General features: G+C 34.7%; 24 protein-coding genes and 1 pseudogene. 14 read left to right on the top strand and 11 right to left on the bottom strand.

Translation table 11 applies throughout. The annotated features are described in order from the left end of the window. Window positions 1–67 precede the first annotated feature (67 nt). On the bottom strand, window positions 68–1,045 hold the full coding sequence (pfkA, locus tag H1X92_RS05375; RefSeq protein ID WP_180559189.1) for a 6-phosphofructokinase: 978 nt from the start codon (window positions 1,043–1,045) through the stop codon (window positions 68–70). Between the two features lie 638 nt (window positions 1,046–1,683). On the opposite strand from pfkA, the gene H1X92_RS05370 reads away from it, so the two are divergent. Next, the gene (locus tag H1X92_RS05370; RefSeq protein WP_180559188.1) at window positions 1,684–2,346 is read left to right on the top strand and encodes an acyl-homoserine-lactone synthase; all 663 of its coding nucleotides are present in this window, start codon (window positions 1,684–1,686) and stop codon (window positions 2,344–2,346) included. Here the strand turns inward: H1X92_RS05370 and H1X92_RS05365 are convergent. Next, the gene (locus tag H1X92_RS05365; RefSeq protein ID WP_180559187.1) at window positions 2,317–3,054 is read right to left on the bottom strand and encodes a helix-turn-helix transcriptional regulator; all 738 of its coding nucleotides are present in this window, start codon (window positions 3,052–3,054) and stop codon (window positions 2,317–2,319) included. The genes H1X92_RS05370 and H1X92_RS05365 overlap by 30 nt on opposite strands. Window positions 3,055–4,586: 1,532 nt before the next feature. After that, window positions 4,587–5,450: a YicC/YloC family endoribonuclease gene (locus H1X92_RS05360; protein WP_180559186.1), complete on the bottom strand. Its 864-nt coding sequence runs from the start codon at window positions 5,448–5,450 to the stop codon at window positions 4,587–4,589. Between the two features lie 118 nt (window positions 5,451–5,568). On the opposite strand from H1X92_RS05360, the gene rph reads away from it, so the two are divergent. Further along, window positions 5,569–6,282 (top strand): ribonuclease PH, encoded by a 714-nt coding sequence (gene rph / locus H1X92_RS05355; RefSeq protein WP_180559185.1) that lies wholly within the window; start codon window positions 5,569–5,571, stop codon window positions 6,280–6,282. Between the two features lie 74 nt (window positions 6,283–6,356). Continuing rightward, window positions 6,357–7,013 (top strand): orotate phosphoribosyltransferase, encoded by a 657-nt coding sequence (gene pyrE, locus H1X92_RS05350; protein ID WP_180559184.1) that lies wholly within the window; start codon window positions 6,357–6,359, stop codon window positions 7,011–7,013. 78 nt (window positions 7,014–7,091) lie between these two features. Here pyrE and slmA read toward each other — a convergent pair whose 3' ends face one another. The 3 genes from slmA to coaBC all read right to left on the bottom strand — a co-directional run bounded on the left by slmA (window position 7,092) and on the right by coaBC (window position 9,453). Then, window positions 7,092–7,691 carry a nucleoid occlusion factor SlmA gene (gene slmA, locus H1X92_RS05345; protein ID WP_180559183.1) on the bottom strand — a complete coding sequence of 200 codons (600 nt, stop codon included), beginning with the start codon at window positions 7,689–7,691 and terminating at the stop codon, window positions 7,092–7,094. 111 nt (window positions 7,692–7,802) lie between these two features. Continuing rightward, entirely contained in the window at window positions 7,803–8,261 is a 459-nt protein-coding gene (gene dut / locus H1X92_RS05340) for a dUTP diphosphatase (protein WP_180559182.1), read from the bottom strand. Further along, window positions 8,239–9,453: a bifunctional phosphopantothenoylcysteine decarboxylase/phosphopantothenate--cysteine ligase CoaBC gene (coaBC, locus tag H1X92_RS05335; protein ID WP_180559220.1), complete on the bottom strand. Its 1,215-nt coding sequence runs from the start codon at window positions 9,451–9,453 to the stop codon at window positions 8,239–8,241. Before coaBC ends, dut begins: the two co-directional genes overlap by 23 nt. A gap of 192 nt (window positions 9,454–9,645) precedes the next feature. Between coaBC and radC the strand changes: the two are divergent. The 8 genes and pseudogenes from radC (at window position 9,646) to H1X92_RS05295 (ending at window position 16,879) form a co-directional block, all read left to right on the top strand. Then, window positions 9,646–10,314: pseudogene (gene radC, locus H1X92_RS05330) on the top strand (RadC family protein). A 246-nt stretch (window positions 10,315–10,560) separates the two neighbouring features. Beyond that, window positions 10,561–10,797: a 50S ribosomal protein L28 gene (gene rpmB / locus H1X92_RS05325; RefSeq protein ID WP_180559181.1), complete on the top strand. Its 237-nt coding sequence runs from the start codon at window positions 10,561–10,563 to the stop codon at window positions 10,795–10,797. An 11-nt stretch (window positions 10,798–10,808) separates the two neighbouring features. Next, entirely contained in the window at window positions 10,809–10,976 is a 168-nt protein-coding gene (gene rpmG, locus H1X92_RS05320; RefSeq protein ID WP_026821921.1) for a 50S ribosomal protein L33, read from the top strand. An 818-nt stretch (window positions 10,977–11,794) separates the two neighbouring features. Further along, complete coding sequence (rfaQ, locus tag H1X92_RS05315) at window positions 11,795–12,865, top strand: lipopolysaccharide core heptosyltransferase RfaQ (RefSeq protein WP_180559180.1); 1,071 nt, start codon at window positions 11,795–11,797, stop codon at window positions 12,863–12,865. A gap of 4 nt (window positions 12,866–12,869) precedes the next feature. Continuing rightward, the gene (locus tag H1X92_RS05310) at window positions 12,870–13,994 is read left to right on the top strand and encodes a glycosyltransferase family 4 protein (protein ID WP_180559179.1); all 1,125 of its coding nucleotides are present in this window, start codon (window positions 12,870–12,872) and stop codon (window positions 13,992–13,994) included. Then, a complete protein-coding gene (rfaP, locus tag H1X92_RS05305) occupies window positions 13,987–14,784 on the top strand; it encodes a lipopolysaccharide core heptose(I) kinase RfaP (protein WP_180559178.1) in 798 nt (265 codons plus the stop codon). The genes H1X92_RS05310 and rfaP overlap by 8 nt, the downstream gene beginning before the upstream one ends. 50 nt (window positions 14,785–14,834) lie before the next feature. After that, a complete protein-coding gene (locus tag H1X92_RS05300; RefSeq protein WP_180559177.1) occupies window positions 14,835–15,878 on the top strand; it encodes a glycosyltransferase in 1,044 nt (347 codons plus the stop codon). Then, window positions 15,875–16,879 carry a glycosyltransferase family 8 protein gene (locus tag H1X92_RS05295; RefSeq protein WP_180559176.1) on the top strand — a complete coding sequence of 335 codons (1,005 nt, stop codon included), beginning with the start codon at window positions 15,875–15,877 and terminating at the stop codon, window positions 16,877–16,879. The genes H1X92_RS05300 and H1X92_RS05295 overlap by 4 nt, the downstream gene beginning before the upstream one ends. A gap of 36 nt (window positions 16,880–16,915) precedes the next feature. Here H1X92_RS05295 and rfaL read toward each other — a convergent pair whose 3' ends face one another. After that, window positions 16,916–18,130: an O-antigen ligase RfaL gene (gene rfaL, locus H1X92_RS05290; RefSeq protein ID WP_180559175.1), complete on the bottom strand. Its 1,215-nt coding sequence runs from the start codon at window positions 18,128–18,130 to the stop codon at window positions 16,916–16,918. A gap of 105 nt (window positions 18,131–18,235) precedes the next feature. Between rfaL and mutM the strand changes: the two genes are divergently transcribed. Continuing rightward, window positions 18,236–19,045, top strand: a complete 810-nt coding sequence (gene mutM, locus H1X92_RS05285; protein WP_180559174.1) for a bifunctional DNA-formamidopyrimidine glycosylase/DNA-(apurinic or apyrimidinic site) lyase — start codon at window positions 18,236–18,238, stop codon at window positions 19,043–19,045. A gap of 19 nt (window positions 19,046–19,064) precedes the next feature. Here the strand turns inward: mutM and coaD are convergent, their stop codons facing one another. Further along, on the bottom strand, window positions 19,065–19,547 hold the full coding sequence (gene coaD, locus H1X92_RS05280; RefSeq protein WP_180559173.1) for a pantetheine-phosphate adenylyltransferase: 483 nt from the start codon (window positions 19,545–19,547) through the stop codon (window positions 19,065–19,067). A gap of 312 nt (window positions 19,548–19,859) precedes the next feature. On the opposite strand from coaD, the gene waaA reads away from it, so the two are divergent. After that, on the top strand, window positions 19,860–21,137 hold the full coding sequence (waaA, locus tag H1X92_RS05275; RefSeq protein ID WP_180559172.1) for a lipid IV(A) 3-deoxy-D-manno-octulosonic acid transferase: 1,278 nt from the start codon (window positions 19,860–19,862) through the stop codon (window positions 21,135–21,137). A 191-nt stretch (window positions 21,138–21,328) separates the two neighbouring features. After that, window positions 21,329–22,795, top strand: coding sequence for an ArnT family glycosyltransferase (locus tag H1X92_RS05270; RefSeq protein ID WP_180559171.1), 1,467 nt, complete (start codon window positions 21,329–21,331; stop codon window positions 22,793–22,795). Window positions 22,796–22,949: 154 nt separating this feature from the next. Here the strand turns inward: H1X92_RS05270 and rfaC are convergent, their stop codons facing one another. Genes rfaC through rfaD form a run of 3 tightly spaced genes read right to left on the bottom strand, consistent with a single transcriptional unit; the run spans window position 22,950 to window position 25,926 of the window. Beyond that, window positions 22,950–23,927, bottom strand: coding sequence for a lipopolysaccharide heptosyltransferase RfaC (gene rfaC / locus H1X92_RS05265; protein ID WP_180559170.1), 978 nt, complete (start codon window positions 23,925–23,927; stop codon window positions 22,950–22,952). 2 nt (window positions 23,928–23,929) lie between these two features. After that, complete coding sequence (rfaF, locus tag H1X92_RS05260) at window positions 23,930–24,976, bottom strand: ADP-heptose--LPS heptosyltransferase RfaF (RefSeq protein ID WP_180559169.1); 1,047 nt, start codon at window positions 24,974–24,976, stop codon at window positions 23,930–23,932. An 11-nt stretch (window positions 24,977–24,987) separates the two neighbouring features. Then, a complete protein-coding gene (gene rfaD / locus H1X92_RS05255) occupies window positions 24,988–25,926 on the bottom strand; it encodes an ADP-glyceromanno-heptose 6-epimerase (RefSeq protein ID WP_180559168.1) in 939 nt (312 codons plus the stop codon). Window positions 25,927–26,028: the final 102 nt, after the last annotated feature.

Here is a 26,028-nt window from a genome sequence, read left to right as displayed (position 1 = left end):
CATATAAGCCTCATAAATTTATGAGGCTTATATCGCAACTTTATCGATTACAACCTGAGCAAAACAGTTAATAAAGTTTCTTCGCCGTATCTAACCAATCCTGCTTAAACTTACGTTGCATATTTTCGACTGCATCTATGATATCATGATGAACCAGTTTATCATTTTGAATACCAACACAGCGGCCACCATAGCCTTGCAAAAGTAGCTGAATAGAGTAAGCGCCCATACGGGATGCCAAAACACGATCACTCGCTACTGGGCTACCGCCTCGCTGAATATGACCTAAAACAGTTGCACGTGTTTCATGCCCCGTTGCTTTTTCAATATATTTTGCCAATTCATTAACATCGTAAATATGTTCAGTAATAGCAACAATCGCATGACGTTTACCTCTTGCTAAGCCAGATTTAATTTCTGTCAGTAACTCTTCCTTATCAAAAGGTATTTCAGGCAATACTACAAACTCACAGCCTCCAGCAATAGCCGCGGATAAAGTCAAATCACCGCAGTGGCGCCCCATTATTTCAACTATCGAAATACGTTTATGGGAAGTTGAAGTATCACGTAAACGATCAATTGCCTCAACAATGGTATCCAAAGCGGTAAAATAACCAATAGTATAATCAGTACCAGCAACATCATTATCAATTGTTCCAGGTACGCCAATACAAGGGAAGCCCGCTTCAGTGATCCTCTTTGCTCCGCGATAAGAACCATCTCCACCAATGACCACCAAGGCATCAATATTATGTTTTCTCATATTATCAATAGCTTGAGCTCTTACCTTCTCACTATCACGAAATTCAGGAAAACGAGCAGAGCCTAAGAAAGTACCACCGCGGTTAATAATATCAGAAACACTAAAACGGTTGAGTTCTTTTATTCGATTTTCATAAAGACCCATATAGCCGTCATAAACACCATAAACTTCTAATCCTTCAGAGAGTCCCATTCTTACGACACTACGAATAGCAGCATTCATCCCTGGCGCATCACCACCACTGGTTAAAACGCCAACTCTTTTTATTCCTTTTTTATTCATGGTGACCTCTGATTTAATATATTGCTACAAGTATAAAAACCATATCATTTATTTTACTTATGACTGCGACGAGCTGAATTGATTCTGCATGCTACATTATACGATAAAACTTTTACCGTGTGCTTTAATTATTAACTTTCTTTGATAAAGGTGAAATTTATTATAAATATTACAAATACTCCCATTAAAATAATTAAATAAAAAAATTTCTAATTATTATGTTAATGAAATATATATGTGGCTGATAATTAAGTTATCTTAATAGATACTTTAATTTTTTATACTACAGATATATAGATCTTTTTTTTAAAACTAACGTTTACAATAAAACGTTTTTTATATCTTTTTAGTATAGCTAACTTCATCTATAAAAATTTTTAACTTTTAATTAAAAACTGTCTGATTAATTTACACCTCCGATTTGCACTTCATCTAAAATATTCCTTATAAGTCAGTTAGTTCCATCGCAAAAATCATATATAAACATAACACCACTAGTGTACAAAAAACTACAGAGAAGGCAAAATATAATAGGCATTGTTACTCATAGTGGAAATCGAAAAATAGTATCGCTAGATAGAAATATTTTAGTAATTTTAAATATAGGATCTGCGAGTAAATGAAATAATGGAGAAAAAATGTTAGAAATATTCGATGTGAACTATAACCTTTTGACTGAAAAAAAATCAAAAGAATTATTTACGTTAAGAAAAGAAACATTTAAAGATCGGCTTAACTGGGCAGTCAGTTGTATTAATGGCATGGAGTTTGATGAATATGATAATGACAAGGCTAACTATCTATTTGGTGTAAGAAATAACAACATTATCTGTAGTGTCAGATTTATTGAAATGCAATTTCCTAATATGATTACAGGCACATTTGCACATTTTTTCAAACATCTTAATCTTCCTAAGGGAAATTATATTGAATCAAGCCGCTTTTTTGTGGCCAAAGACCGAACAAAAGAACTAAATTGCGACAAATATCCTGTCTTTTTTATACTATGTCTAGCAATGATTAATTATGCTCAAAAAGGCGATTATGATGGAATTCTTACTATTATCAGCCATGGTATGTTAAAAGTAGTAGAACGTTCAGGTTGGGAAGTTTCAATCATTGAACAAGGTTTATCAGAAAAAAACGAAAAAGTGTATCTGCTGCTTTTGCCCATAGATTCTAAAAATCAAAATAAGTTAATTGGAAGGATAAGGAGCCATTATGACAGCCTTGTGAATAATAATTTAAAAAAATGGCCATTAATATATCCATCATTTGGAGACAGGTTTAATGAGCTGTAATTCGACACCAAGTCTTATTGCATGCTTAGCGTTCATAACGCCCAATTTTTTCACAACACTGCCAATATGAAATTTTACTGTACCCAATTTTATACCTAGTATGGTTGCAATTTCAGAGTAGGTTTTTCCCATACTAGCCCAATACAAAATTTCATTTTCACGTGGTGAAAAACACTCTTTTTTACTTGCTGGGTTCTGATAGTTTTGTCTAATCATCTCTCGATACAGAGAGGTGATTTTTTCATGAACATCAAGAAGAAGCATATGCAAATCATTTTTATGCTCTTTTATCTTCTTTTTTATTTCGACAACTTCTGAACTAAACATCACGATTGATAACATAGCAAGGCGATTATTATAATCATGTAATACAAAAGTATAGCCATTTACAACATTATAATCTTTCGAAATATCGAAAATTTTGGAGAAATTAATATTAGAATTAATAGGCAAACTTTCGTCCCACTCAAAAGGAGAAACTCGATTAAGAGCAAAGATAATGACGGGATCGATTTGTTGATAATTCCTTTCCTTATATATTTCAACCCACTCATCTGGATAATTTGTTATCGCAAACATTTCCGCTGGATTTCTTTTATTCAGGATAATATACGCATACCTAAATTTCCCAAAAACAGCTAATTCTCTATCTAAGTAGTTTTTTATTACATCATTTATCGTATCATTATCAAAAAACGTCTTTGACATCCACTTACTCCCCCAAAATACATAATAACTTCCATGTAAGGATAAAAGTATAGTGCAAAACTAGACTTAAGTCTAACTACAATCGAAGCATAAAAAAAGGTAAAGTCACAACTAGATTTAAATAAAAATAATAAAAAAACCTGACCTCATGTAAGGTCAGGCTGCCAAGTTGGCCAACACCAGGGAAATTTATTTCTCAATATCATAAAGCCATATCGTCAGTAGAAGCAAAATGTCTCTACTGGCTTTATAGCTTTTTTTCATCATAATTTGCTATTAATAATTCAACTCTCCTTCATTAAACTTTAATTTTTTCATATATATCAATATATTAACCTTAACAAAGAAATAAACTTTTGCTTACAAATTTATTTATAATTAAATCAACATATCGACTAATTAGCCATATTTCATTCTAGAAATCTATTTAATCTGTATCTCAATTGCGCGGTAAACTTCATTTAGTTATCTGTTGGACATCCTACATATTCAAATTATCTAAGAATTTTACGATATTAAAACATTATGAATGGGTTAATCTTTATGAAAATAAATGCGTTAAATAAGTAACATTTTTCTGATACACGATTCTTATGATAAAATTTTCAATACATTGTCTTTAATAAACAATATTTTTGTAAGAACAACATCATAGCAAACAAGTGCGTTCTATCATCACACTAACAAATTTAAAAAATATCCTTAACTTACTAAACTAGTGTGATTATGAATACTAGATAAGAGGTTAGCATTATTATTTGATTATATTTTTACTAAGCTAATTTTTTAATTAACTAGATGAGTTAATTAAAGAAATAAAAAGCAATGCCCCTTCAACCAATGAAATCAAGAAGACTTACTAACTCATGTAACTACCGTGTCAACTAATCAACAGTTTTTGCTCCCATAACAGCTTCTATCAGCTAAGTTTTTCAACATATTATTATGGATCCTAGAGACCATTGTGGTCGTGAAAAGTGATGGGAACAAAAAATATTTAGCACTTATTTACGTCATTAGAGATATGACTTCAAGCAATAGCGAGTCAGTATTACCTCATTTAATTTTCTTTGTGCAGCTGAGCCAATATTGACCATATCGAGGATATCTTCGAAATAACCTTCAATATTGTGTACACTATGGGAACAAGCATCTTTCACTCATTCTAAAACAGGCGTGAAATGTCCGTATTCCGCATATTCTAGCTGCTTAGCAAGCTCTCTAGCCGACCAAAATGCAAGGCCAGATTCATCAATTTTTTATTTATTCAAATATTTGATTTTGTTGAATTATGCATCTAATCTCTCATATTTATTAGCGCTATCGATTGATAATGCAGATGGCTTACCTGTAGTGTAATTCAAATACTGTTAAGACTTCCTAAAATAACCTACTTGTAAACTCTCCCTAACAATCAAACTGTAGTGGTCAACTATAATTGTGATTTCTTCTTCAATATTCTGATAGTAAAAAAGCCAGTAAATACAAGGTATCTTCTGGCTTTGTGATTTGTTGTTAATTACTATGAAAACTTACTCAATATTTTGGATCTGCTCACGCATTTGTTCTATTAAGACTTTTAATTCGACAGCAGAATTAGTCACTTGGCTATTAATAGATTTAGAGGCCAAGGTATTTGCTTCACGATTAAATTCCTGCATCATAAAATCCAACCGACGACCGACAGCTTCTTGCTTTTTAAGAATATTACGCGTTTCTTTAACATGAGCATCTATCCTATCAAGTTCTTCTGCAACATCGATACGTTGGGCTAACATGATTAGCTCTTGTTCTAATCGATTATTATCTATCTGAATTTCTGCCTCTGCTAATTTTGTTTGTAAGCGCTCACGCTGCCATTTTAAAATCTCCGGCATTTGATGACGAACATCTTGAATTTGCTGACTAACAGCATCTAGCCGTTGCTCAATCATTACCTTTAGCATCTCGCCTTCGCTTTCCCGATTGAGAATAAAATCATCTAAAGCAAATTCTAATTCTTTAAGTAAATGTTTACAAATAACATCCAAATTCTGCTCCTGAGCTAACATAACCCCAGGCCAGCGAAGAATTTCTAACGGATTAATTTCGCCTTCACCACTACTCTTTTTTACCCAGTTCGCAGTTCTAATCAATTGGTTAGCTAACTCTTCATTTAGGACTAATTCACTCTGCTGATGTGAACTAAGTTCAAAACGTAAACTACACTCTACTTTCCCTCGTGTTAATCTGGCACGTAGACGCTCGCGAATCACAGGTTCCAGGCTTCTAAATTGTTCCGGCAAGCGAATATAAGTTTCAAGATAACGTTGGTTAACGGAACGCAGCTCCCAAGCCGCATTTCCCCATTCACTTTTTATATCTCGTCGTGCGAAAGCGGTCATACTATGGATCATATATCGTTCCTATAAATAAAAATTAGATTATAACCTTGAGTGAAAGCATAGGATAGGCATTCAATGTCGAAGAACGTATAATGCGCCACCAACATTATTTAACTACGGAGATAACACCATGCGTCCAGAGAATAGGCAGGCTGATCAGGTGCGCCCTATAAAAATCACCCGTCAATATACTAAACATGCAGAAGGTTCTGTTCTGATTGAGTTTGGTGATACCAAAGTATTATGTAACGTTACAATCGAAGAAGGCGTTCCCCGCTTTTTAAAAGGCCAATCACAAGGTTGGATAACAGCAGAATACGGTATGTTACCACGAGCAACAAATTCTCGTAATATACGCGAAGCAGCAAAAGGCAAACAAACCGGTCGCACCATGGAGATACAACGCCTTATCGCACGTTCTCTACGAGCTGCTGTTGATTTAAAGCAATTAGGTGAATATACCATTACACTAGATTGTGATGTCATTCAGGCTGATGGAGGCACTCGTACCGCTGCAATTTCGGGTGCCTGTGTCGCTTTAACTGATGCATTAAACAAAATGGTCGCAGAAGGAAAATTGAAAAAAAGTCCGCTTAAATCAATGGTTGCAGCAGTTTCTGTCGGCATAGTGGATGGCAAACCTATTTGTGATCTAGAATATAGTGAAGACTCTGTCGCTGAAACAGATATGAATATTGTCATGATGGATAATGGTAAAATGATCGAAATTCAAGGTACTGCAGAAGGTGAACCATTTAGTCATGAGGAGCTGTTATCGCTGCTTTCTTTAGCAAAAAATGGCTTACAAACCATTTTTACCGCCCAGAAAGAAGCATTAGAATAATAAACTATTATATCTTACTAGCGGTCTTTTATAGCTGTAAAATTGAAAGAAGATAAATTAAAGAGGAAAATTTAATGAAAGGCTATCAGCGCGAATTTATTAAACTCGCCATGAAAAAAAAAGCATTGGAATTTGGTGAATTTACGTTGAAATCTGGTCGCAAGAGCCCCTATTTTTTTAATGCTGGCCTCTTTAATACAGGAAAAGATTTAGCTGCACTAGGTCATTTTTATGCCCAAGCGTTTATGGATCATAATCCTGCTTGTGACATTATTTTTGGTCCGGCCTATAAAGGTATTCCGATCGTAACAACAATGGTGGTTGCACTATCTGAGCATTATCACTTTGATAAGCCATACTGTTTCAATCGGAAAGAGGTTAAAAAACATGGTGAAGGTGGAGAATTAGTCGGTAGTCCATTAAAAGGAAATGTTGTGATCGTTGACGATGTTATTACAGCAGGAACGGCAATTAAAGAATCTGCAGAAATAATTAAGCGACATAAAGCTAAACTTAGTGCGGTTATATTAAGTCTAGATCGTCAGGAGAAAGGTGAAAAGAATCTATCAGCCGTCCAAGAAATTGAAAAGAAATTCAAATGCCAGGTATTTTCTATTATTACTTTGAATGATTTAATTGATTATTTAAGTGAAAATCCGAATATGTCAACCCATTTGGCTACGATGAAAGCTTATCGAGAAAACTATGGTACCACTCCTCTTAACAAATAAAAAATTAGCAATTTTATTAACCCACTAGCGTAAAAAAAACTCCGCCCAAATATCAGGCGGAGTGAGTAGTACAATTAATTATTGTAACTGCGCCAAGATCATAGGCCAGCGTGCATCAAATTCTTTAGTTGGGCAATACCGAAACTCTGAACGTACAAATCGTGATAACATACCCTCACAAAACACTAATAGTTGAGATGCTAATAAACTCTCATCATAACTAAAACTTTGCTTATCTCGTATTTTTCTTTCCTTTAAAACCTGTCTAAATTGCGCTTCGATACGTTCAAACAATTGGCTAATCCTATCTTGTAATTGAACTTGCTCAAACATCAACGCATGTGCTGTCATTATTCGTGTTAATCCAGGATTTTTCTCCGCAAAACCCAGTATCAACATTAAAATCAAGCGAATACGCCTAATGGTGTCTTTCTCATCTTGCAGAATCAGATTAATACGTGAAATTAAAGAATTTTCAATAAATTCAATAAGACTATCAAACATTTTCCCTTTACTAGGGAAATGCCGGTATAGTGCTGCTTCAGATACACCAACATGACTTGCCAACTTAGCTGTGGTAATGCGCTGGCTGCCATCACTTGTTTCCAACATTTGCGCAAGCGCCTGCAAGATTTCCTCACGCCTGTTTTTCTTCTTTGCTATCTCTTTTCCTGCCATGGCTAAACAAGACCCCTGATAAAACAACAAAACAGACCACGCAATCCTTGCTTTTCATCATTTATAAAGCTTAAAAATCAAAAAATTGATAATATTTTATAAATAATAAGATTATTGGCGGCCTGAATGACCAAAACCACCACTACCACGTTTTGTCGTTTCAAAATCTTGTACAAGCTTAAATTCAGCTTGAACAACTGGCACAAAAACCATTTGTGCTATACGCTCACCCGGTTCAATAGTAAAACTTGTATTACCACGATTCCAGACCGAAACCATCAATTCACCTTGATAATCAGAATCGATTAAACCGACTAAATTTCCTAATACAACACCATGCTTATGGCCTAAACCTGAACGAGGAAGAATTACTGCAGCCAATTGTTGATCTGCAATATGTACTGCTAATCCTGTGGGTAATAGCTTAGTTTGACCTGGTTCTAATTGTATCGCCTGATCTAAACAAGCTCGTAGATCTAATCCAGCAGATCCTTCTGTCGCATAAGTGGGTAAAGGAAATTCATTTCCTACACGAGGATCAAGAATTTTAATGTCTATTTTTTTCTTCATAACGTTGAAGTATCTCATCGAGTAAACGGTGGCCAAGCTCTAATTTATGACTATGAGGTAAATGTATCTCTTTATCTTCCCAAAATAAATTCAGGGCATTGCTTTCTGAATTGAATCCATGATCGGCTAATGAAACATCATTTGCACAAATAAGATCCAGATTTTTTTGGATAAGCTTATTACGAGCATATTCTTCCACATTTTGTGTCTCTGCTGCAAATCCAACAACATAAGGACGATTTTTAGTCAATTTACCAACACTTGCCACAATATCAGGATTTTTTACCAATGTCAGAGTAATTTCGTCTGCCTGCTTTTTAATTTTTTCTTTTGTAAACGCTTTTGGCCGATAATCAGCCACTGCAGCACATCCAATAAAAATTTGTTGTTTATCAATTATATTATGTACTTGGTTATACATCTCCAACGCGCTGACAACATTAATACGTTTAACGCCTGCAGGCGTTGATAAATTAACTGGACCGCTAATAAGTGTTACATTAGCACCTCGTTCTGCAGCCGCTTGTGCTATCGCGAAACCCATTTTTCCCGAACTATGATTAGTAACAAAACGAACGGGATCGATTTCCTCTTGGGTTGGCCCCGCCGTAATTGCTAAATGCAGGTTTACCATATCTTGCTTATGCTGAAAACTATTCTCAGCTAACTCAACAATAGCTAACGGCTCTAGCATTCGACCGGGGCCAACATCACCACAAGCTTGACTGCCTTCAGCAGGGCCCCAAACTAAAACATGGCGCTCTTTAAGTAATGTAATATTTTGCTGAGTAATATTAGCGAGATACATCTGCTGATTCATTGCCGGCACAACAGCTATTTTTGCCTCTGAGGCTAAACAGACCGTTGTTAATAAATCATTAGCCATACCAACAGATAAACGAGCAAGCAAATCTGCAGTTGCAGGTGCTAAAATAATTAAATCTGCCCATTTAGCTAATTCAATATGACCCATTGCTGCCTCTGCGGCAGGATCCAATAAATCATCAGCAACTGGATAGCCCGAAACAGCCTGTAGTGTTAACGGTGTAATAAAAGATTTGGCGGCATTTGTCATGACCACACGTACAATTGCACCATGATCACGCAAACGACGAACTAATTCCGGTGTTTTATAAGCGGCAATACCACCGCTAACACCAAGCACGATATTTTTACCTGTAAGTTCTGCCATCATATCTATCCAAATTCAAATGATGAGTTTACTGATATTACCATAAGCTGAAGTTTAGGTGAGAATACCATCAATTTTTATCCATCAAAAAACTTTTTTGCAAAACGCTACGCAACTACGCTAGGAAATTTTGGCACATACTTTGGCATGCTGTAACCTGTCAAAGCGACTGGGAAATAGACAGGAAAACATATGGAAGAAATAAATTATGCACTTCAACCTAGAGAAAAGCTTTTAGCTTATGGGGCATCATCATTAAGTGACATAGAGCTTTTGGCCATTTTTCTTCGCACAGGGTTGCCTGGATTTCCGGTTTTAATATTGGCAGAAAACTTACTAAAAGAATTTGGTTCGCTTCATAAACTATTAACAGCTGATTATCAACAATTTTCAGCGCACAAGGGATTAGGGGTTTGTAAGTATTCACAATTACAAGCGATTGGTGAAGTGGCTAAACGATTTTTTACACAACAACTTATTAATCAAAGTATTATGAGAAGCCCTAAGCACTTAAAAAAATATCTACTCGATTTTTATCTTGGACAAGATAGAGAAATTTTTATCGTATTATTCTTAAACAACCAAAATCAAATTATTTGCTATGAAGAAATGTTTAAAGGTACCATAAATCGAGTAGAGGTACATCCGAGAGAAATTTTAAGGCAAGCTGTTAAAGTAAATGCAGTATCCATTATTCTAGCGCATAATCATCCATAGGGTAACCCGGAGCCCAGTTTAGCGGATAAAATTGTCACCGAAAGAATCGCCAATGCTTGCCGTTTGATAGACATAAAATTACTTGACCATTTTGTCATCGCCCATAAAAAATGCCTTTCATTTGTCGAACTTGGCCTACTCTAATGCCATATTTTGACTAAGAAATAGCAACTTTATTAGTTCTGGGCTTGAGTGAAAGCGCTATAGGGCGTATACTACGCCACCTTTTAGGATCTCGGGTTTGACACAAAGGGCCTATCTCAGTGAGTTTTTACTGAAGTTAAGTTGTTTTTTATATTAAGAAAATTTGCTGAGATAGGCTCCTAAGTCTGACGAGGCAGTCATTCCCGATATAAAGCTCGAGCTGATTAGATTTTTGGAGAAATAGACATGTCACGAGTCTGTCAAGTTACTGGTAAGCGCCCGATGAGCGGTAATAACCGCTCACACGCAATGAATGCAACTAAACGCCGCTTTTTGCCAAACCTGCACTCTCACCGTTTCTGGGTTGAGTCTGAGAAACGTTTCGTAAAACTTCGTGTGTCGGCAAAAGGCATGCGTATAATCGATAAAAAAGGGATCGACGCAGTTCTTGCTGAGCTTCGCTCCCGTGGTGAGAAATACTAAGGAACTTAAAAATGGCTAAAGGTATTCGCGATAAAATTAAACTAGTTTCTTCTGAAGGTACAGGCCACTTCTATACTACAACGAAGAACAAACGCACTATGCCTGAAAAATTGGAAATGAAAAAATTCGATCCAGTTGTTCGTAAGCATGTGATTTATAAAGAAGCTAAAATTAAATAACTTCTTAATAAAAAACCCAGCGCAAGCTGGGTTTTTTATATAATATCTTTAATGTATAAAAGAGAATTTTATATTATTAACATTTTTTTCATTTCATTCTTTTCACTGCAATTTCGTTAATATAATAAATAACCTATTGAAAAAATTAATGAATATAAATAATTATCAAAAAAATTTCTTATTTTATTCATTAAATTTCAGCTCATATATTCATATAATTTTTCTTTGAATAAAAACATTTATTAGATGGCTGAAAATCACAATTTTTCAGGATAATAGAATATATGCAAAATTTTTCTCTAAAATGAGATAATCAGTAACTTGAAAAATTATTACCATAATTATTCAAATCTTTAACAAATGGCTGAAGAATAACAAAAAGTCATTCAATTTTTTGTTATGGTATAGTAAAACTATACCATCGGGTTATCTTACTTTTATACTACCTATAAATAATCTCTCACCATTATCAATGCAAACATACTAAAAATATTTTCTGATATTACTATTAAAAAAATAGTCTCATACCATTATGTATAGTAAAAAATAACAGATAGCAAATTACAAATTAGTAATATTATTGTTAAACTTATTGATAATATTTAAAATTATTTACTTTATAAAGATTCAAATTTTTATTATTTTTTCAAATCTACTAAAAATTTTCAAAAATAAAAGTTATTTCTAGTACAAAAAAAGTAACCCTTTAGATTATTCTAATGAAATTAACTATCTCAAATTTGTTGAATTTATAGTGATAACATTGGTCAAAAATCAGATAAACTTATAAACAAACAATTCAAGAGTGACTGCAGCAAGTGGATAAACAATTTAAAAAAATTCTGATCATTAAAATGCGATTTCATGGAGATATGTTACTGACAACACCTGTCATTAGCACGCTCAAAAAAAATTATCCAACCGCTAAAATTGATATTCTTCTCTATCAAGATACAATACCAATCTTGTCTGAAAATAGAGAAATTCATGCACTTTATGGCATAAAAAACAAAAAAAATAACAATATGGCTAAACTAGTTGATTTTATCATATTAATCAATAAAATACGAAAAAATCATTATGATTTAATTATAAATTTAGCCGATCAATGGATTGTACCTTTTTTGGTAAGATGTATTCCTGCCAAGATAAAAATTTCTCATCAATTCAAGCATAGAGACACAAACTATTGGTCTGGAAGTTTTACACATATTGTTAAACCAAGGGGAAAACATGTTGTTGAACAAAATCTCTCTATACTAAAGCCTCTTCAACTTAATACTTTATATTCCAATACAACAATGGCTTACCAAGCAACTGATTGGGAAAAAATTAATCACCAATTAATTTCTCTAGGTGTACATAGTAGCTATGTTGTTATCCAACCAACAGCTAGACAAAAATTTAAGTGTTGGGATGATGAAAAATTTGCTGAGGTGATTGATAATCTTCAATCTAGAGGATATCGAGTCATATTAACATCAGGCCCCAGTAAAGATGATCTGACCTGCGTGGCTAATATTGCACAACAATGTCGTCAATCACCCGTTACAGAATTTGCAGGAAAAACTACATTTCCACAATTAGGCGCTCTAATTAGTCATGCCGCTTTATTTATCGGTGTAGATTCAGCACCAATGCATATTGCAGCAGCATTAGAAACCCCTATTATCTGCTTATTCGGTGCTACAGATCATCAATATTGGAAACCATGGAGTAAAAATGTTATTCAAATTTGGGCTGGCAATTATGAAAAAATGCCAGAGCGACATGAGCGTGATCGTAATAAAAAGTATCTATCAATAATTCCTGCTAAAGATATTATCGCCGCCACAAAAAAAATGTTACCAATGGATATACAAACCATTAAATCTGAGATAGAGATATAATTCCATGGAAATTGCATTTTGTTTATATAAATATTTCCCCTTTGGTGGGTTACAAAGAGATTTCATCAAAATCCTCTCTGCTTGCCAAAAACGCGGACATCAAATACGTGTTTACACAATGGTATGGGATGATGAAATTCCTGCTGATATTAACGTTATCATCATCCCAGTTAAAAGGCATACAAATCATGGGCGTAATGAAGCATTTTATCATCAGGTTAAAACGCATTTAACCCAATATCCTGCTGATGTTATTGTTGGTTTTAATAAGATGCCAGGATTAGATATTTATTATGCAGCAGATGTTTGTTATGCAGAAAAAGTTGAAAAAGAAAAAGGTTTTTTTTATAAATTGACCAAACGATACCAACATTATATCGCTTATGAAAAAGCGGTCTTTGATGTAAACAGTCATACTAAATTATTAATGTTGACCCAACATCAAGTTGATGACTTTAAAAAACATTACAAAACACCTGACGCACGTTTTTATCTGTTACCACCAGGCATTGACCTTAGTAGAAAATATGACCAGCAAATTACTGACGCAAAACAGATATATCGTAAAAAAAATGCCATTTCTATAGATCAATTCTTTTTATTACAAGTCGGTTCAGATTTTAAACGCAAAGGTGTAGACAGAACACTGAAATCAATAGCTTCCTTGCCTGAGAATATAAAAAATAAAACTATGTTAATGGTAGTAGGCCAAGACTCACCTACCCGCTATCAACGATTAGCAAAAAAACTGGCTATAGATAAGCATGTTTTATTTTTTGATGGGCGTAATGATATAGCTGAATTGATGGCTGCTGCTGATATGTTAATCCATCCAGCCTACCAAGAAGCTGCCGGCATAGTATTAATCGAAGCTATTGCAGCGGGTTTACCCGTCATTACAACAGATATTTGTGGTTATGCGCCTTATATCAAACACGCAAATTGTGGCATAGTAATAGATGAACCTTATAGCCAAAAAAATCTTAATAATGCTTTGGCTACAAGCTTAGCTAATAAGTCTCTATTAAATCAATGGGCAAAATCTGCACGCCACTTTGCTGACACTCAAGACTTATACAGTTTACCTGAAAAAGCTGCAGATATTATTTTGGAATGCCAGCATGCTTGAACTTAAACAACCCTTTAAAAACTTATGGCAAGATAAAGATCCTTTTATTGAAATAGAAAAATTAGATGGCAAAATTTTTCGTCAATTAGAGACACGCAAGACATTATGCTTTACGCTTAATGCAAAGAGTTATTTTCTCAAAATTCATTATGGCACTACGTTAAAAGAAATATTAAAAAACCTATTTTCTTTACGAATACCAGTATTAGGTGCGGATAGAGAATGGAAAGCGATCCATCGTTTAACCGAGGCAGGCATTGATACGATGCATGGTAAAGCTTTCGGCCAAAAAGGAATTAATCCTTTATACCGTAAGTCATTCATTATTACTGAAGCACTTATTCCGACCATTAGCTTAGAAGAGTACTGCGTAAATTGGAAAAATTCAGCTCCCAAATTTAGTACTAAAAAAGCATTAATTTTTCGAATGGCTGAAATAGTGCGTAAAATGCATGCATGTGGTGTCAATCATCGCGATTGCTATATTTGCCATTTTTTATTACATTTGCCTTTTGACGGCGATGAAAAAAAATTAAAGATTTCAATTATTGACTTGCATCGCGCCCAAATACGGCAGCATGTACCCAAACGTTGGGAAGATAAAGATTTGATTGGGTTATATTTTTCTTCACTTAACATTGGCTTAACCCAACGAGATATTTTTCGTTTTATGCAAATTTATTTTTCCGATAGTTTAAGAAATATTCTAAATAATGAACAAAAATTGATTTTCAGCGCTAATATTAAAGCAGAAAAAATAAAAGAAAGAACCGTTAGGAGAGGATTATAACTCTAAACGTTTTGTTTTTATAAAAGATTCTATAAAAATGGGTATAGTACATGTATTTTGACAAGCACAAAGTTATTAAACAAAAACTCTGCTTAACGCAAAATATGAATGCTGATTGTCACCCTAAATTCCATATTGCATATGGAGTCGATAAAAATTTTTTATATGGTTGCGGAATATCAATAGCATCAATTGCGCTGTACAATTCTAATATTAATTATTGTTTCCATATATTTACCGATTATTTTGATCATGAACAGGCAACGCTATTCAATACCCTTGCGCGTCAATATAAAATTGAAATAAATATTTATTTAGTCGACGACCAGAGCTTAAAATCATTGCCCTGCACTAGAAACTGGTCATATGCCACCTACTTTAGATTCATCATTGCTGACTATTTCACCAATAAAATAGATAAAATTTTATACTTAGATGCAGATATTATATGTAATAATAATTTAGATAAATTACAAAAAATTCAATTCAATAATAATGAAATTGCTGCAGTGGTAACAGAAAAAGATAAAAAATGGTGGCAAAAAAGAGCATCCGAATTAGAGGTAGCAAATATCTCACAAGGCTATTTTAACGCTGGATTTATACTCATTAATCTTAATCGCTGGGCAGAAGAAGATATTTCAACTCAAGCAATGCAGTTACTTAAAAATAATTCGTTAAAAAATAAATTCTCTTTTCTTGACCAAGATGTTTTAAATATTCTGCTAACAAATAAAGTAATCTATTTGGCAAAAAAATATAATACTCAGTACAGTATAAATTATGGTCTGCAAAGTGTTAAACATGATGCATTTGCTATTGATACTATTTTTATTCACTATATTGGCCCGACCAAACCATGGCATGAATGGGCAATATCTCCCTTTTCACAACCATTTATTAAAGCAAAAAATGCCTCTCCCTGGCAAAATAAACCGCTATTAAAAGCAGAAAGCGTACACCTTTTAAGGTATTGCGCTAAACATAAATTCAAACAAAGAAAATACCACGAAGGTTTAAAGAATTATACTCACTATTATTTAGCAAAATTTAAAATTCTCTTTAAAAGAGTTAAAGGGCTATGTTTATCATGAGGCATTTTATAAAACAAAAATTTAATATTGCAGGAAAAGAAAATCTTACTAAAAATAATAAAAATTTTAATATTGCTTATGGCGTTGATAAAAATTTTCTATTTGGTGCAGCAATATCCATAAATTCCGTATTAATGAATAATACTGATACTGATTTCAATTTTTACCTATTTACTGATTATATTGATAACGAATATTTAGCACGTTTTCAAGAAATGATAGCGAAGTATAATTCTAATATAATTATCTATCTGCTCGATGCTGAAGAATTAAAACAACTATCAACCTCAGACTTTTGGTCTTATGCCACCTATTTTAGGTTAATCGCTTTTGAATATTTGAGTACTAATATAAACTCTATTTTATATTTGGATGCTGATGTTATCTGTAAAGGCAGCCTAAAAGAACTATTTCAGCTAAATTTAGCTGATTTTTTTGCCGCCGTTGTACTCGATGTTGACAACATGCAGCAATCAAGTGCGACTCGACTCAATTTAGCCGATTTAAATGGCAAATATTTTAATGCCGGCGTAATTTATGTGAATTTACAGAAATGGATTGAAAATGATTTTTCCAAAAAATCATTCGAACTGGTACGAGGAAAAACAGATTTCGGTAAATTAAAATATCTTGATCAAGATGCACTAAATATATTATTTCAGACACAAAATATCTATTTATCTCGTGATTATAATTGTATATATACGTTGAAAAATGAATTGTTTTATCACGATTTTTCCAAATACAAAAATACCATAACAGATAGCACCTCTCTTATCCACTATACTGGTGTTACAAAACCCTGGCATACTTGGGGTGTTAATTATCCTGCCAGTCAATTTTTTTACAATTCATATATTCACTCACCGTGGAAAGATCAACCACTAAAAATTGCAGAAAAGAGAACGGAACTGCAAGAAAAATACAAACATCTATTTTTACAACATAAATATATGCAAGGTTTCTTATGCTTAATTAAATATAAACTACTAAAAAAATAATCTTAAAGCGCCTCACGGATAGGTGCTTTAGTTTAACTAATTTATCAATTTTTCATTACGATTCAATGCTAATGCTATTCCTATTATAATAGCCATATTTGAAACATTTACCGTTTCAAATAATCCTCTAACAATCATATCACCGATAAATATCAACATCAGGATCAAAAAACCATCTTTTGCCGTATTATTACGATATCCTTTAAATAAGTACATAAAAATTGAAACAAAAAGATAGAGGAGAGCAATTAGACCAATAATTCCAGCAGCAAACCAAATTGATAAAACTGTATTATGAGGCCCGATCGATTGTTTAAAAATCCAGTCAGGATAATCAATTACTCTTTCATTGTAAATTTTATAAAATAACTGCTCGCCATAGCCATAACCTTTTATTGGATTCTCTTTAATAAGATCTAAGGCTGAATCCTGAGTACCTTGACTATAACGACTACTACTACTCGTCTGCTCTAATTTGTAAAATAATTTATCAAACTGACCTTGATTAATCATTGCCAAGTAGGATAACAAGATACTTAGGCCAATAACAGCAAGACTGAGTAACTTAATCTCTTTTTTTACTCCACACCAGATAATAAATATTACCGTAATAGATAACCAAGTACCTCGCTGTAATGTCCCGATTGTGATAGCAACAAAAGTAATCGAAAGCGAGAAAAATAAAATTTTATTTTTCACTCCTTTATAAAACCAAAAGGAAAGTAAAGCGGGTACAATAAAGATTAACCAATCAGAAATATATCGATGTTCAAATTTTGATAACGGCAGGATACCCTGATGATATTCGTCAATATATTGCAGAATTTCCTTTATTGTTAACGGTAAAATAGAAATAATTAAAGAGAAAATCAAAAGCTTAGTTATATGCTCTTGTTTTTCTTGATAGAGCACTATGGCAATAGCCACTGCGGTAATAAATAATTTTTCAATAACACCTTTATTAATAGCTTTTAATGAAATATTAACATCTTTAGAGATAATTAATGAATAAAGCATTGCTATAACAAAAAGCACTAAAGACAAAAATAAATTATTCTTAAATATACTGAAAACACGCTTTCTATCTTTAATTAAATAGACAATAGCGGTGAGATAAATTAATCCTGCTAAGACATGCTTATAACGTGTAACACCATCAAGAAAATATATAGCAATAAAAAAAAATACTATCCCTAAATTCCAATAACAGCGGCAATTAATTCGTTTATTAATTATAGGGATAACCTTCATTTCTACTCCAGATAACATATTAATGCCTTCTATTCTATCGACTAACCAACACAAGATACAGTAGTATGTATTAAGATTAACGACTTGTTACATATTAAGGAAACTATGCCAGAACTACCTGAAGTTGAAACCAGCCGACGTGGAATCGAGCCCTACCTGGTTGGTAATAAAATACAATTTAGTATAGTACGCAATAGTCAATTACGCTGGCCGGTAGCGACAGAAATTTTACATATCGCCAACGAATCAGTCTTAAGTGTTAAACGGCGCGCTAAATACTTACTCATTCAACTCCAACATGGCTGGATAGTCATTCACCTAGGTATGTCAGGTAGTATACGCATCTTAACAAAACAACAATTAGCCGAAAAACACGATCATATCGACTTGGTCCTAGCCGATGGCAAAATATTGCGTTATACCGATCCCAGACGTTTTGGCGCCTGGTTATGGACGAATGACTTGGATAATTGCCCGGTACTTTTCCATTTAGGGCCAGAACCTCTCTCTAATAGCTTTAATGCAGACTATCTCTACCAACGAGCAAAAAATAAAAAAACCGCCATCAAACCCTGGTTAATGGACAATAAAATCGTCGTTGGTGTTGGCAATATTTATGCCAATGAAGCGCTATTCGCTGCCAAAATTCTGCCAACCAGAGCCGCCCATTCACTAACAAGAAAAGAGATAGATCATTTAGTTAACCAGATTAAGCAAATTCTTCAACGTTCAATAGAACAGGGAGGAACAACATTAAAAGATTTTTTACAGTCAGACGGAAAACCAGGTTATTTTGCTCAACAACTGTTTGTTTATGGTAAAAAAGGTGAAGCTTGTTCACATTGCGGTCAACTGATTGAATCAATAAAACTAGGGCAACGTAGTACTTTTTTCTGTCATAACTGCCAAAAATAGGCTTAAGCTTAATCATTTTTTATTGTTCAATTTTTTGCAACATCGCTTTCGCTATTGGCGCTGGTAAAAAAGATGAAACATCACCGCCATGTCGGACAACATCTTTAATTAAAGAAGAAGAAACAAACGATAACTTCGGAGAAGGTAATAAAAAGATGGTTTCCAGATCAGCCATAAGATGACTATTCATATTTGCCAACTGACATTCATATTCAAAATCTGTTATAGATCTCACACCTCTAATCAAAATATTAGCTTGGTGTTTTTGCGCAAAATTTACCGTCAGCTCACAAAACCCTGTTACTTCAACATTAGCTAAATGTTTTGTCTGTTCTTTAGCAAACAAAATACGCTCATCGAGGGTAAACATCGGATTTTTACGTGAACTATCCGCGATAGCCAATATTACCTGTTCAAATATTAAGGCGGCACGCTCTATTATATCCAAGTGACCGTAAGTGATAGGATCAAAAGTACCAGGGTAAATTGCTTTGTTTTTCATAAAGTTTTTCACTAATAACGAGCAACTGAACACATATTATCGTATTATTTAAGTATATTGAACAATTATGCTGACAAAATAAAATCTTTACCATTGATAAGAATAGCTATAAATTATTATCTTTTGAAAATAAATGATAATTACTATCATATTTTTAGTTAATTACTAGTTTAATTTAAATTAATTAACAAAATTTTAAATTTTTTTTATCTTTAATGATGAATAAAAACGCTATTTAAATAGATATTCATTGCACTTTCTTATGTGCAATATGCTACTATAGTGCTAATCTCAATCGGTCAATGTGATAGAATGTTATTACGTCTATATCAAATACTTATTTACCTTATTCAACCCATTATTTGGTTACGTTTATTATGGCGTAGTCGCAAGTCCCCCGCTTATCGTAAACGTTGGAGTGAACGATATGGTTTTTGTAATGGTAAGGTAATTCCCGGCGGAATATTGTTACATTCTGTTTCTGTAGGAGAAACATTAGCGGCTGTTCCGTTAGTTAGAGCATTACGCCATCATTATCCAACACTACCTATTACCGTTACTACTATGACCCCAACAGGCTCAGAACGTGTTTTATCAGCATTTGGTGATGATGTTCAACATGTATATTTACCTTATGATTTAGCAGGCTCTGTACGCCGTTTTCTTAATCACGCCGATCCTAAATTAACCATTATTATGGAAACAGAACTTTGGCCAAATCTTATTCTGCAATTAAAACAACGTAAAATTCCATTAATTATTGCTAACGCCCGTCTGTCTGAACGTTCAGCAGCACGTTATCAAAAATTGGGTTATTTTATCCAAGAGCTATTGCAAAAAATTACTTTAATCGCAGCACAAAACCAAGAAGATGGCGAACGTTTTATTAAACTGGGTTTAGCAAGAAAGAAATTATATGTTACAGGTAGTCTAAAGTTTGATATTTCTGTCACCCCTGAATTGGCTGTAAAAGCCATAACATTACGTCGACAATGGGCTCCACATCGTCCAGTTTGGATTGCTACCAGTACTCATGAAGGAGAAGAGTCAATTATTTTACAGGCTCATACTAAACTATTAAAACAATTTCCTGATTTATTACTGATTCTTGTTCCTCGCCACCCAGAACGCTTTGCAAAGGCTCAAGAGTTAACCCAAAAAGCTAAATTACGCTATATTTGCCGTAGTGAAAATCTCGTTCCCAATAGCAATACTCAAGTTATTATTGGCGATACGATGGGTGAACTTATGTTACTCTATGGTATTGCTGATCTCGCCTTCGTCGGCGGTAGTTTAGTCGAAAAGGGCGGGCATAATCCCTTAGAAGCAGCCGCACATGCCTTGCCGGTTTTAATGGGGCCTTATACTTATAATTTCAAAGATATTTGTACCAAACTAAAACAAGCTGATGGACTTATTACGGTTAATGATAGTAAATCCTTAATTCTTACTGTTTCCCATTTGCTTAAGGATGAAGATTATCGTCTATACCATGGCCGTCAAGCAGCAGAAGTATTACATGACAATCAAGGGGCATTGCAAAAATTACTAAAACTACTGGAACCTTACCTGCCACCAGTAACCCATTAAATACGAGTATTATTTAATATATTGAATATCGCTAAATTCCATAGCGAAATAGCGCTTATGATCATTAACTAAACAGTAATAACTAACAAATACTAAGTATTTTATTTTTTCTTCATTATAGTGTTACTGGTTTAATTCAAATAAATGGGATATTTACCCCACCAATTATATGACTGACGATAAAAAATAATATGCCTTTATTTAGCCCAAAATCAAAAATATTGCTTTACTTGTGGGTGTCGATTTATGCAATTTTATGGGTTTTTGGAAGTTATTGTTTAGATCCAACTGTACCTTACGATGCTGTTGAAGCGGTTAACTGGGGAATGAATGGCGAATGGGGTTCGCCAAAAAACCCTTGGTTTGTTGGTGTCATTATGTGGCCTGCCATCTATTTAAACCTCTCCTACAGTTTTTATTGGTATTTTATTCATTTTTTTGGTATCGCTATTGGTATGATAGGCGTATGGCAGTTGGCTTACCGCCTAAGCCACAAAATTGAATTAGCTTGGTTTGCATTATTGATACTCAATTTATCAGGCATCATTAATTTTGATATCATCCCTTATAATGATAACTATATTCTGGTCACGCTATGGCCCTGGGTGCTGCTCTTCTTCCTACGGGCTGTCTATGATCATCCAAAATGGTGGCTTGCCTTTGCACTCGTGTCTGGCTTAGCGACAATGGGTAAATATTCAACCTTGGCTCTGATTGGCACTGCTTTTTTATTAACCCTTTTCGTGCCTAAGGTGCGAAAAAGTTACCAACAGCCACTTTTTTATCTTGCAATTGCACTTTGGTTTGCTTTGATCTTACCTAATTTGTTTTGGTTAATAGAAAATGATTTTTCTGCTTTTAAATGGGTTGATTCACAGATCGAACAAGGCTTTAACCTTCATGTTGTTAGTTCCACATTATCAGTTTTCTATCCGTTAATTATTGCGTCCATTATTGTCTATCTATTAGGCGGTAAAATAAGCTGGCCCAAAGAGCAACCTAATCAATTAGTTAACTTTATTTTGTTACTTCCTTTAGGCGTAATTTTCGGTTGGTTTTTGTTTCATGATGGTGGGAGAATGACGGAATGGCTACAACCATTTATGATGATTGCGGCCCCATTGTTAATTGGTTCTATCTCCGTTCAACCGAAGAAATCATTACGAAAAACATTTTTTGGCTTGATTATTATTGGCGGCCTGATCTTTTTAGGTTACTGTCTGGTATTAAATTATAATATTCGTGGCGCTGGCCAGAAAATGATCGGCATTAAAGCACTCACAGCAGAAGGACAACAGCGCTGGCGGCAAAAATATGGCCAACCATTAAAATATGTTGGCGGCGAAGATAATCTTTATCAATGGTTTATTATCTATGCTTCTGATCGGCCGCACACTATCCAGCCTTGGGATACCAGTGAAGCACAGCCACCAAATGTTTATTATCGCGATATTACGGCAGAAACAATCAAAAAACATGGTGCTTTACTATTAGGGCGAAAAGGTAAAGATTGCAGCCAAGAAAATTTTACTCGGATGTCAAAACATTGGCCTCAATTTACTATTGAAAAAGAAGCCATTATTTACCAATCAGAACCAAGCGCTGATCCGCAATCAATGTGCCTAGGATTTATTGCACCAGAACAAAATAATCATTAAAAACCGTGTGGCAATGAAATAGAAAAATTTTCATTGTCACATCATTTTTATCAATACTAGTCTCAACCAAACAATTTTGTTTAAGCTAGCTTCAATTTAATCGATTAAGCTACCTTTGTTTAATTAAATCTCATCTTTCAAAAAATAATCGTTTTCACCATTTACTATCGATTTTTAATATTAATTGTTGATAGACTTCATTAGGTTCAATTGTTGCCATATTGCCATCAACTGAAATAATAGCTTGTTGTGCTTCACCATAACCGCCAATTAATCCCGGATCGGTCGGGCCATAGAGGGTAATATTCGCTTTGCTTAGTGCGGCAGTTAAATGGCTTAAACCTGTATCAACGGAGACTACCGCTTTGGCTGCGACAATTTGTTCAGCTAATTGGTTTAATGAAAGTTTGGGCAAAACTTCTACATGCTTAAAACCGGCAGCAAGCCTTAGAGCACGTTGATGCTCCAGAGCCGTTGCCCACGGTAATTTAACCGTTAATCCTTTCGCTTGTACAGCGGTGATCAATTGTCGCCAATGAGATTCCGGCCAATGCTTTTCGTCACGTGTGGTAGCATGGAAGAAAATAATGTAAGCAGCGTTTTCCTTTGCCAAAACCGGTGACGAAAAATAGGGTGCAATACCATAATCACCAGCAATAGTTGGTTTACTATAATGTAAACTCTCGGCAAATAATTGTCTGATACGTTCAACCGCGTGCAGTTGTTTATTGACACGATAGCAACAATCATAAAATAGACTTGCTAACGGCTCGCGAGCACTTTTCCAATCATAACCATGACTTACACCACGAGCTATGCGTGTGATCAAAAAGGCACTTTTCAACAATCCTTGTGCATCGATTATGGCATCGTACTTTTGCTGTTGTAATTCAGCACGGAAAACTGCTCTTTGCTGCCTGACAGATTTTGCCAACCAGTTTTTTCGCCAGCGACGAATAGCTACCGGAATGACTCGCTTAACGGCAGAATGCCAGTGTGGAATTTCGGTAAAATTTTCTTCAACAACCCAATCAAACTGGACATCAGGATAGTGTCTGACTGCATCAGTCAGTGCGGGTAAAGTATGTAATACATCACCCATCGACGAGGTTTTAACGATCAACACTTTCATTGTTACTGACTCTCCGCCAATAACTTAGTTAATGCGGTAAACACGCGTTCAGGTTTTATATCAATCAAACTTTGATGATAACCACTCTCTGCGCTCCCTTTCCTAACTTTATGATAGCCAGTTATTAAACGGATAATTTCTACCCGATTTGATAAAGGAGGCGTAAAATCAGGGCTACTTGGCCCATAAAGCGCCACCAGCGGTCGATTTAATGCTGCTGCAATATGCATTAAACCTGAATCATTACTAACTACCGCTCGGCAAGATGCCAATAGATTAACCGCCTGCTCAAGGGTTGTTTTACCGGCCAGATTAAAACAATGTTGCCGACAATCGACAGAAAGCGATTGTCGAATATCTTCACCGATACGACGATCTTTTTGTGAGCCAAAGATTAAAATTTTATAACCGTGAGCAACAAACAATAATTGCGCTAACTCAGCATAATGGTAAGCTGGCCAGCGTTTAGCTGGCCCAAATTCTGCACCTGGACAAAAGCCAATAATAGGTAATTGCTCTGGAATATGAAAAATGCGTTTACTCTGGCTAATTTCCGTTTCTGTCACGGAAAGTTGCGGCCATAAAATTGGTTTAGGGAGCTCATCGGCGTTGTTAACTGAATCTTTTTTATAAGCCAAAGCAACATAACGCTGAACCATTTGTGGAAAAGCGGCTTTATCCAATACGCGAATATCATTCAGCAACCAATAGCGCATCTCACCGCGCCATCCTGTCCGTATTGGTATTTGAGCAAAAAAGGGCACCAGCGCAGATTTAAAAGAGTTAGGTAAAATATAGGCTTGATCATAACGTTGAGTACGTAAATGAATACCAAGCTGACGACGTACACTAAGAGCTAAACGACCATGGCCCAAAGGCATCGATATGGCCTGGTTGACTTCAGGCATTTTATTTAATAGTGGCCGGCACAAATCAGGTGCCATAACATCAATTTCTGCCTCTGGGTGTAGGGTCTTCAAAGTACGATAAAGACTCTGCGACATCATCATATCACCCACCCATGAAGGGCCAACGACCAATATCTTCATGCTATTTCCATTTAATCATCGCAATTTAACCATTGCATGTAATTAGCAACCCCTTCCGCTACGGTTTTGAACGGTTTATCGTAACCTGCAGCACGTAATTTGCTGAGATCTGCTTCGGTAAATGCTTGATAGCAACCTTTTAATTTATCTGGAAAGGCAATATATTCCACTAAAAGATTTTTTTCTTGATGAAAAGCAATTACCGCATCGGCTACCGCCTGAAAAGAATCAGCCTTACCGGTACCACAGTTAAATATGCCGGAGATTTTATTTTGCCAACACCATAAATTAACCGCCGCTACATCACTTACATGAATAAAATCGCGTTTGAATTTCTCACTACCCGCAAAAAGTTTTGGCTTTTGCCCTTGATTAATCTGGCTATTTAAATGGAAAGCGACGCTTGCCATACTCCCCTTATGACCTTCACGTGGACCATAAACATTAAAATAGCGGAATCCACATACCTGTGAGGTGATTTGCGGTAAAACTTTGCGGACATATTGATCAAATAAAAACTTGGAATAGCCATATACATTCAAAGGCTTTTCATATTGCCGCTCTTCAATAAAATGATCACTACGCCCACCATAAGTCGCCGCTGAAGAAGCATACAAAAACGCAATATCCCGTTCAATACAGTAATGAAGTAACTCTTTCGAATATTCATAGTTATTATTCATCATATACTGACCATTCCACTCAGTGGTTGATGAACAAGCACCTTCATGAAAAATCGCATCAACATTACCCAGATTATCACCAGCCATAATACTGGCAATAAAATCTTCTTTGTCGAGATAATCTGCAATATCTAAATCGACTAAATTGACAAATTTAGCCCCATTTTTAAGATTATCGACCACCAGAATGTCACTACGTCCTATATCATTCAGTGCTTTAACAATATTGCTGCCAATAAAACCAGCACCACCCGTGACTATGATCATTGGATTTACCTCTATTCAATCGAGATCATTGTTGCTTATATTGATCTGATAATAACATTTATCCGGCGTTAACCACAGTAACTCATAGGATTTATCCAAATA

It is taken from the genome of Arsenophonus endosymbiont of Apis mellifera, from assembly GCF_903968575.1.
Classification (GTDB): Bacteria; Pseudomonadota; Gammaproteobacteria; order Enterobacterales; family Enterobacteriaceae; genus Arsenophonus; species Arsenophonus apicola.
This window is presented reverse-complemented; position numbering and strand designations above follow the sequence as displayed.